Raw genomic sequence first — 8391 nt, 5'->3', positions numbered from 1 at the left:
AACCGCCCTCACCCCACTCACCACCCCCCCGACCGTCACCACCGACACCGGCCAGACCCAGCAAGCCGCGGCCACCACCCACGCCACCACGGCCGCGGCGGGCAACACCCAAGAAACCCTGTCACAATGGCTTTCGGGGCTGAACATCTTCAGCCCGGCCAACGCCACGTCCAACTATGGGCTGTCCGGGTTTCTGAACGACGTGATCGGCGGGGCAAACAACTCGGCGCTATCGGACCTTTTGAACTCAAGTGCGCTGGGCGGTTTTATGTCCAACGGCGCTGTCGGCCCGGAGCTGTACATCACCACCTTCCACTCGTTCGACTACATGATCATTTACGCGGTTCAGGACTACGTGCAACGCGCCGTGCAGATGTCAGGCGGAACCGGCGCAGTCGGCGATGGGCTCGGTCAAATCGTGAACAATATGGCCGCATACGGGCCGATGGCCGCGCAATCCGGCGGACAAGTGACCCTAGCCGGGACACGCGCCAACATCGGTCGAGCCGACCTGGTCGGACCGCTGTCGGTGCCACCCACCTGGGCCGCAAACGCCCCCCTGGCGCAGACCGTCAATTCACAGACCGTCCATTCCCCCGCAACCGCACAAGCCGCCGCCCACCTGCCCAGCCCTATCTTCGCCACCGGCATGCCATCCACGGGGATGCCACGCCTTGCGACTGCGCGGATGGCCCACCGAACCGCAGACTACGACTCAAGCTCTACTCGCGACCTGCCCACCAGGTCGCTCGCCGCCCGATCGCCAGCGGGCGGGTAGGTTCGCCCATCGCGTACTCGGCGAACCGCCGACTGAGAAGACCCGGGATGGCGCGGGCCGACGGAGCTTGCGATGAGTCGCCAGAGTCTAACGCGGACAACTATATTCGCCGACGATGGTGAAGCTATTCCGATCATGGCCGGCGAGGCCAGGACGGTCACGAGTCGCCTGCGCGGCCATGGCCGCCTCGCACAATTCTCAGCCGAAGATCGACACTGGCAGGATGAACCCATGAGCGGCAGCAGAGCCGACGGGCACGCAGATGTCGGCCTGATCGTCGCGGTCAAGCGGTTGGCGGCCGCCAAGACTCGGCTGGCCCCGGCGCTCTCGGCCGCGCAGCGAGAGAGTGTGGTGCTAGCCATGCTGGTCGACACCTTGACCGCCGCGACAAGGGTGAGTGCGGTCCACCGCGTCACCGTGGTCACACCCGACGAGGTGGCGGCCGCGGCAGCGATCGAATGCGGCGCCGACATTGTTGCCGATCCCACGCCGGCCGACCATCCTGACCCACTGAACAACGCGATCGCCGTCGCCGAACGAGCGTTATCGGACTCTGTCCGGAATATCATTGTGTTGCAAGGTGACCTGCCAGCGCTTCAGACACACGAGCTCGCGAATGCAGTCACGGCGGCGCGTCAGCACAAGCGGAGCTTCGTCGCTGACCGACTGGGCACGGGCACCGCGGCCCTCTGCGCGTTCGATACCCCCCTCGATCCGAGGTTCGGGCCGGATTCCTCAGCACAACACCGTCTTTCCGGAGCGGTCGAGCTCATCGGCAGCTGGCCGGGACTGCGCTGCGACATCGACACGCCCGATGATCTGGCGATCGCCCGCGGCCTGGGACTCGGTCCGGCGACCATGCGGGCGATCGATAGACATTCACACCAGGCCGGATAACGATGGATGAACGGGCCCTCAACGGCAAATGTCTGACCTCCGGTCGGTGGCAGCACCAGCTACCGATGGGGAATGATCGCAAGGGTGACTGACATCGAAGCGCCGGACACCGCCGTCACCGCCGGATCGCCCGCCTGGCCGGCCGCCGACTCCGCGCCGGGTACACCGCCCGCCACCACCGCTGTCGCCGCAGTCGAGAACTCACTTCCCGAAGACCGCTACCTCAACCGTGAATTGAGCTGGCTGGATTTCAATGCGCGCGTGCTGGCGCTCGCCGAAGACACGTCGCTGCCGCTGCTCGAGCGGGCGAAATTCTTGGCGATCTTCGCCTCGAACCTCGACGAGTTCTACATGGTTCGCGTTGCCGGGCTGAAGCGACGCGACGAGATGGGGCTGTCGGTGCGCTCCGCGGACGGACTGACCCCGCGCGAGCAACTTCGCCGAATCGGCGAGCAGACCCAGAAGATCGCCACCCGGCACGCGGAAGTGTTCCTCAATTCGGTGGAGCCCGGCCTCGCGGCGGAGGGAATTCGGATCGTCACATGGGCCGATCTCGACCACGCGGAGCGCAGCAGGCTGTCGACCTACTTCACCGAGCAGGTCTTTCCGGTCCTGACGCCGTTGGCCGTCGACCCCGCACATCCGTTCCCCTTCGTCAGTGGCCTGAGCCTGAACCTCGCCGTCACGGTGCGGCAACCCGACGACGGCGGTCAGCATTTCGCCCGGGTCAAGGTGCCCGACAACGTCGATCGCTTTGTCGAACTCGACAACCGACCTGGCGCCGACGGTTCCGCGAACCCGAAGGAAGTCCGCTTCCTGCCGATGGAAGAGCTGATCGCAGCTTTCCTCACCGCACTGTTCCCGGGCATGGAAATCGTTGAGCACCATGCATTCCGGGTGACCCGCAATGCCGACTACGAAGTCGACGAAGACCGCGACGAAGACCTCCTGCAGGCGCTGGAGCGCGAGCTGGCTCGCCGCAGGTTCGGATCGCCGGTGCGCCTCGAGGTTGCGGACGACATGACCGAGCACATGCTCGAACTGCTGCTGCGCGAGCTCGACGTTCATCCCGGCGATGTGATTCAGGTGCCGGGACTGCTCGATTTCTCGTCGCTATGGCAGATCTACGGTGTCGACCGCCCGGCGCTGAAAGATCCTGCGTTCGTGCCGACGACCAGCCCGGCATTCGCCGACCGGGAAACGCCCAAAAGCATTTTCGCGACGCTGCGCGAAGGCGACGTGCTGGTGCACCACCCCTACGACTCCTTTTCCACGAGTACTCAGCGATTCATCGAGGTGGCCGCCGCCGACCCGAACGTGCTCGCAATCAAGCAGACGCTGTATCGCACCAGCGGTGACTCGCCGATCGTGCGGGCGCTGATCGAAGCAGCCGGCGCTGGAAAGCAGGTCGTCGCCCTGGTGGAGATCAAAGCCCGGTTCGACGAACAAGCCAACATCAAGTGGGCTCGTGCGCTGGAGCAGGCAGGGGTCCATGTGGCTTATGGACTCGTGGGTTTGAAAACCCACTGCAAGACATGCCTGGTGGTGCGGCGCGAAGGCTCGACGATCCGGCGTTACTGCCACATCGGAACCGGCAACTACAACGGCAAAACCGCCCGGCTGTATGAGGATCTCGGCCTGCTGACCGCCGATCCCGACATCGGCGCCGACCTGACCGATCTTTTCAACACCTTGACCGGCTACTCGCGCAAGGTCTCCTATCGCAACCTTCTGGTCGCGCCCCACGGTATCCGCAACGGCATCATCGAACGCATCAACCGGGAGATCGCCGCGCATGAAGCAACCGGGAACGGACGTATCCGGCTGAAGATGAACTCCCTTGTCGACGAGCAGGTCATCGATGCGCTCTACCGCGCTTCGCGGGCCGGCGTCCGCGTCGAGATTGTCGTGCGAGGTATCTGCGCGATGCGTCCGGGTGTACCGGGCTTCTCCGAAAACATCACCGTGCGCTCGATTCTCGGACGATATCTTGAGCATTCGCGAATCTTCAATTTCTGCGCGATCAACGAATCCTGGATAGGTAGCGCCGACATGATGCATCGCAACCTGGATCGCCGCGTCGAGGTCCTGGTTCAGGTCAAGGATCCCAAGCTGACCGCTCGGCTCAACGAGATCCTCGAATCGGCCCTCGATCCCGCAACGCGCTGTTGGGAATTGGGGCCCGAAGGCCAGTGGAAGGCATTGCCGCAGGACGGCCACTCGGTTCGCGATCACCAGGTGGCGCTGATGGAAAAGCACCGCAGTAACTAACTGACACGTAGCCGTTAGACCTCTGGCCAGGGGTTCCCGGGGCTCAACTTGACCTGCAGGAGTTCAGGTGTCGACACAATCCTCGCCGAGACGCTCGGCGAGCAGGATCGTCCTCGCCGCGGGCGGCGTACTCTGGCGACCCGGTCTGGGCGAATCCGCCGACGAGGTTGCGGTGATCCACCGTCCGCGATACGACGACTGGTCACTGCCCAAAGGCAAAGTCGACCCCGGCGAAACGGAGCCCGTGGCCGCCGTACGTGAGGTCTTCGAAGAGACCGGACACCACGTTCAGTTGGGTCGCCGCATTGCTACGGTGAGCTATCCGATCGAGCCGGGCACAAAAAAGGTGCAGTATTGGTCGGCCCGCAGCATCGACGGCAGCTTCGCCCCCAACAACGAAGTGGACGATCTCATCTGGCTCCCGGCTGTCGACGCCATCGAGAAAGTGTCCTACCCATACGATCGAAAGATATTGCGGCGCTGGGCCAAACAGCCTGCTGACACCAGATCCGTCCTGATCGTCCGGCACGGCACTGCGGGCAGCAAGTCTCGGTTCTCCGGCGACGACAAGATCCGGCCATTGGACAAAAAAGGCCGGGCACAGGCTGAGGCCCTTGTCGCGCAACTGTCGGCCTTCTGCCCCACCGACGTCCATTCAGCGGACCGGGTGCGCTGCCATCAGACGGTGGAGCCGTTGGCCGAGGAACTGGGCGTCACCATCATCAATGAGTCAACCCTGACCGAAGAGGCGTACGCCGCCAACCCCAAGTCGGGCCGGCGGCGCGTTCTGCAGATTGCCGAGTCGCACCGCACGCCGGTGATCTGCACGCAGGGCAGGGTGATTCCGGACCTGATCGCGTGGTGGTGCGAGCGCGACGGCGTACGCCCGGACAAGTCGCGCAACCGCAAGGGCAGCACGTGGGTGCTTTCGTTGGCGGACGGGCGGCTGATCGCCGCTGATCACATCGGCAGCCCGCTGGCCTCCAACGTGGTGCTCTGACACGCAGATTCGCCGCGGACGGCTCGTCTGAGCCTGCTCCGCGGCGAATCTGCGTTTGATGCTAGTGCTTAGCGGCGACCACGCCGTGCTGCGGCCTTCTTGGCCGGAGCCTTGGTGACCTTCTTGGCAACGGCGGTCCGCTTGGTCGCGGCCGTCTTGGCCGGAGCCTTCTTGGCAACGGCGGTCCGCTTGGTCACGGCCTTCTTGACCGGAGCCTTCTTGGCAACGGCCGCCTTCTTGGCCGGCGCCTTCTTGACGACCTTCTTGGCAACGGCCGCCTTCTTGGCCGGCGCCTTCTTGGCGACCTTCTTGGCCGCCCCGGCGGCGGAGACAACACCACGCTTCACTGCTGGTCCTTCCGCCGGGAGACGTTGCGAGCCAGCGACAACCGCTTTGAATTGTGCGCCGGGCCGGAAGGCCGGCACGGAGGTCGGCTTCACCTTTACCGTCTCGCCAGTTCGGGGGTTACGGGCAACCCGGGCAGCGCGGCGGCGCTGCTCGAAAACACCGAACCCAGTAATGGTGACACTGTCGCCCTTGTGCACGGCGCGCACAATCGTGTCGACGACATTCTCGACGGCGGCGGTTGCGTGCCGACGATCTGAGCCCAATTTCTCTGTGAGTACATCGATGAGCTCTGCTTTGTTCATGCAAATCCTCCGAAGCTAGTGGCCCTCGTTTGGACCGACTAGCAGACACGGTAAACCCTAAGGTGCCTGATTTCCAAGAGCCACGCGCAATTTCAATGGCTCCTGGCGAACTTTTTAGGAATCCGCTTGCCGCCCTTGGGAGGTGGCGCGGCGGCTATAGACGGCCCTGGGGCGCGGCGAATTCGGGCTCGATCGCGCCCTTATGAAGCGGGCAAAGTCGTCGGCTTCCAGTCCGGGCGGGCAGCCTCGAAAGCTTCGATCTTATCGCGTTTCCGCAGCGTGAGGGCTATGTCGTCGAGGCCTTCAAGTAGGCGCCATGCGGTGTAATCGTCAATCGTGAACGGCACCACCACCGTTCCCGCAGACACATTCCGATCTTGAAGACTGACAGTGACTTCCAACCCCGGGCTGCCCTCGATCAGCTTCCAAAGAAGTTCCACGTCATCCTGAGCAACTTCGGCTGCCAACAGACCGGCCTTCCCGGCATTGCCCCGAAAAATGTCGCCGAACCGGGACGAGATCACCACCCGGAAGCCGTAGTCCATAAGCGCCCACACCGCGTGCTCGCGGGACGAGCCGGTCCCAAAATCCGGTCCGGCCACCAGTACTGAACCTCTGTCGAATGGGCTGAGATTGAGCACGAAAGAAGGATCGTTGCGCCACGCCGCGAACAATCCATCCTCGAAACCTGTTCGGGTTACCCGCTTCAAATAGACCGCTGGAATGATCTGATCGGTGTCGACGTTGGATCGCCGCAGCGGCACTCCAATTCCGGTGTGGGTGTGAAATGCGTCCATGCTGTCTATCCCTGTCTTCAGTTCAAGTCGTCCGGCGCGGAAAGCTTTCCGCGCACCGCAGTCGCAGCGGCAACGGCCGGCGACACCAAGTGCGTGCGACCGCCCTTGCCCTGGCGGCCTTCGAAATTCCGGTTCGACGTTGCCGCGCAGCGCTCCCCCGGCGCGAGCTGGTCAGGGTTCATTCCCAGACACATCGAGCAACCGGCCTGACGCCACTCGGCGCCCGCTGCGGTGAAGATCTCGCCCAAGCCTTCACTTTCAGCCTGGGCACGGACCCGCATCGACCCGGGCACAATCAGCATCCGCACGGTATCGGCCACTTTTCGGCCCCGCAGGATGTCGGCCACCGAACGCAGGTCCTCGATGCGGCCGTTTGTGCACGATCCGACGAACACCGTGTCCACGGCGATCTCGCGCATCGGAAGGCCGGGCCGAAGGTCCATGTACGCCAGTGCCTTCTCGGCCGCCTGTCGCTCGTGGTCGTCGGTCATCAACTCGGGGTCGGGCACGGCGGCACCCAGCGGCACACCCTGCCCGGGGTTGGTGCCCCACGTCACGAACGGGGTCAACGACGCGGCATCCAGGTAGACCTCGGTGTCGAACTCGGCGCCGTCATCGGTCTTCAATTGATCCCAATAGGCCTGCGCCGCATCCCACTGCGCACCCGTCGGGGCGTGCGGGCGGCCCCGCAGGAATGCGTAGGTGGTGGCATCGGGTGCCACCATTCCCGCCCTGGCCCCGGCTTCGATGCTCATGTTGCAGATTGTCATCCGGGCTTCCATTGACAGGGATTCGATGACGCTGCCCCGGTATTCGATGACGTGCCCCTGACCACCGCCGGTGCCGATCTTGGCGATGACGGCCAAGATGATGTCTTTGGCGGTCACGCCGGACGGCAGTTGACCGTCGACGTTGACGGCCATCGTCTTGAACGGCCGTAACGGAAGCGTCTGAGTCGCCAACACGTGCTCGACCTCGGAAGTACCGATGCCCATGGCGATTGCGCCGAATGCGCCGTGCGTCGAGGTGTGGCTGTCACCGCATACGACGGTCATGCCTGGCTGGGTCAGGCCCAGTTGCGGGCCGACGACATGCACGATGCCCTGCTCGATGTCACCCATCGGGTAGAGCCGAATTCCGAATTCCTCGCAGTTGCGACGCAACGTCTCCACCTGGTTGCGCGAGACGGGATCGGCGATCGGCTTGTCGATGTCGATCGTCGGCACGTTGTGGTCTTCGGTGGCCAGCGTCAGATCCGGGCGGTGCACCGGCCGACCTGCGAGCCGCAGCCCATCGAAGGCTTGCGGACTGGTCACCTCGTGCACCAGATGCAGGTCGATGTAGATCACGTCAGGTTCGGCGCCGCCGCCCGACACGACCACGTGGTCGTCCCACACCTTCTCCGCCAGCGTGCGCGGGCGCGCAGTGCCGGGTGTTGAAGTTTTCGTCACGAGCTCATCCCAATTCGTTGATCTCACTATTCGAGAAGTTAGTATCTCTCTGTGAGACAGGATAGCGGCATCGGCGTTCTCGACAAAGCCGTGGGGGTGCTACGGACCATCGCGGAATCGCCCTGTGGACTAGCCGAATTGTGCGATCGCACCGGGCTGCCCAGGGCCACCGCGCACCGCTTGGCCGCGGGTTTGGAAGTTCACCGTTTACTCGCGCGCGACGGCGAGGGGCGCTGGCTGCTGGGGCCCGCGGTCAGCGAGCTCGCGGCTCAGGTCAACGATCCACTGTTGGCAGCCAGCGCGGCGGTGCTGCCGCGGCTGGGTGAAATCACCGGCGAGAGCGTGCAGTTGTACCGCCGCGAAGGTACATCGCGGATCTGCATTGCCGCGGTGGAACCGCCTGCGGGGCTTCGGGATACCGTCCTGGTCGGCGCGCGTCTGCCGATGACGGCCGGTTCCGGCGCCAAGGTGCTGTTGGCCTTCGGCGATGACGCAACCCGCGCGGAGGTGTTGCCCGACGCGAAGTTCGGCGACCGCGCGCTGGCCG

General features: G+C 64.3%; 7 protein-coding genes and 1 pseudogene. 5 read left to right on the top strand and 3 right to left on the bottom strand.

Going from position 1 to position 8391, the window contains the following annotated elements:
- The 4 genes and pseudogenes from AC2VOG_RS12225 to mutT1 form a co-directional block, all read left to right on the top strand.
- Window positions 1-778 (top strand): PE/PPE C-terminal domain-containing protein (locus AC2VOG_RS12225; protein ID WP_486940161.1); only part of this gene is annotated, 778 nt, incomplete at its 5' end.
- A gap of 231 nt (window positions 779-1009) precedes the next feature.
- The gene (cofC, locus tag AC2VOG_RS12220; protein WP_486940160.1) at window positions 1010-1675 is read left to right on the top strand and encodes a 2-phospho-L-lactate guanylyltransferase; all 666 of its coding nucleotides are present in this window, start codon (window positions 1010-1012) and stop codon (window positions 1673-1675) included.
- Between the two features lie 65 nt (window positions 1676-1740).
- A pseudogene (locus tag AC2VOG_RS12215) lies at window positions 1741-3946 on the top strand (RNA degradosome polyphosphate kinase).
- Window positions 3947-4013: 67 nt separating this feature from the next.
- Entirely contained in the window at window positions 4014-4946 is a 933-nt protein-coding gene (mutT1, locus tag AC2VOG_RS12210) for an 8-oxo-(d)GTP phosphatase MutT1 (protein ID WP_486940159.1), read from the top strand.
- 68 nt (window positions 4947-5014) lie between these two features.
- On the opposite strand, the gene AC2VOG_RS12205 is transcribed toward mutT1, so the two are convergent.
- From AC2VOG_RS12205 to leuC, 3 genes are all read right to left on the bottom strand, one after another.
- Window positions 5015-5596 carry an HU family DNA-binding protein gene (locus tag AC2VOG_RS12205; protein ID WP_486940158.1) on the bottom strand — a complete coding sequence of 194 codons (582 nt, stop codon included), beginning with the start codon at window positions 5594-5596 and terminating at the stop codon, window positions 5015-5017.
- A 200-nt stretch (window positions 5597-5796) separates the two neighbouring features.
- On the bottom strand, window positions 5797-6393 hold the full coding sequence (gene leuD / locus AC2VOG_RS12200) for a 3-isopropylmalate dehydratase small subunit (protein ID WP_486940157.1): 597 nt from the start codon (window positions 6391-6393) through the stop codon (window positions 5797-5799).
- Window positions 6394-6410: 17 nt separating this feature from the next.
- Complete coding sequence (leuC, locus tag AC2VOG_RS12195; RefSeq protein WP_486940156.1) at window positions 6411-7844, bottom strand: 3-isopropylmalate dehydratase large subunit; 1434 nt, start codon at window positions 7842-7844, stop codon at window positions 6411-6413.
- 51 nt (window positions 7845-7895) lie between these two features.
- Between leuC and AC2VOG_RS12190 the strand changes: the two genes are divergently transcribed.
- The coding region (locus tag AC2VOG_RS12190) for an IclR family transcriptional regulator (protein WP_486940155.1) at window positions 7896-8391 on the top strand (496 nt) is incomplete at its 3' end.

The organism is Mycobacterium sp. TH-M11 (assembly GCF_057473725.1).
The sequence above is the reverse complement of the archived record's forward strand: the minus strand, read 5'-3'. Positions and strand labels throughout refer to the sequence as shown.

Excerpts from the sequence above, each read along its gene's own strand:
- leuD (WP_486940157.1), bottom strand. The coding sequence starts at position 6,393 with ATGGACGCATTTCACACCCACACCGGAATTGGAGTGCCGCTGCGGCGA.
- AC2VOG_RS12205 (WP_486940158.1), bottom strand. The coding sequence starts at position 5,596 with ATGAACAAAGCAGAGCTCATCGATGTACTCACAGAGAAATTGGGCTCA.
- cofC (WP_486940160.1), top strand. The coding sequence starts at position 1,010 with ATGAGCGGCAGCAGAGCCGACGGGCACGCAGATGTCGGCCTGATCGTC.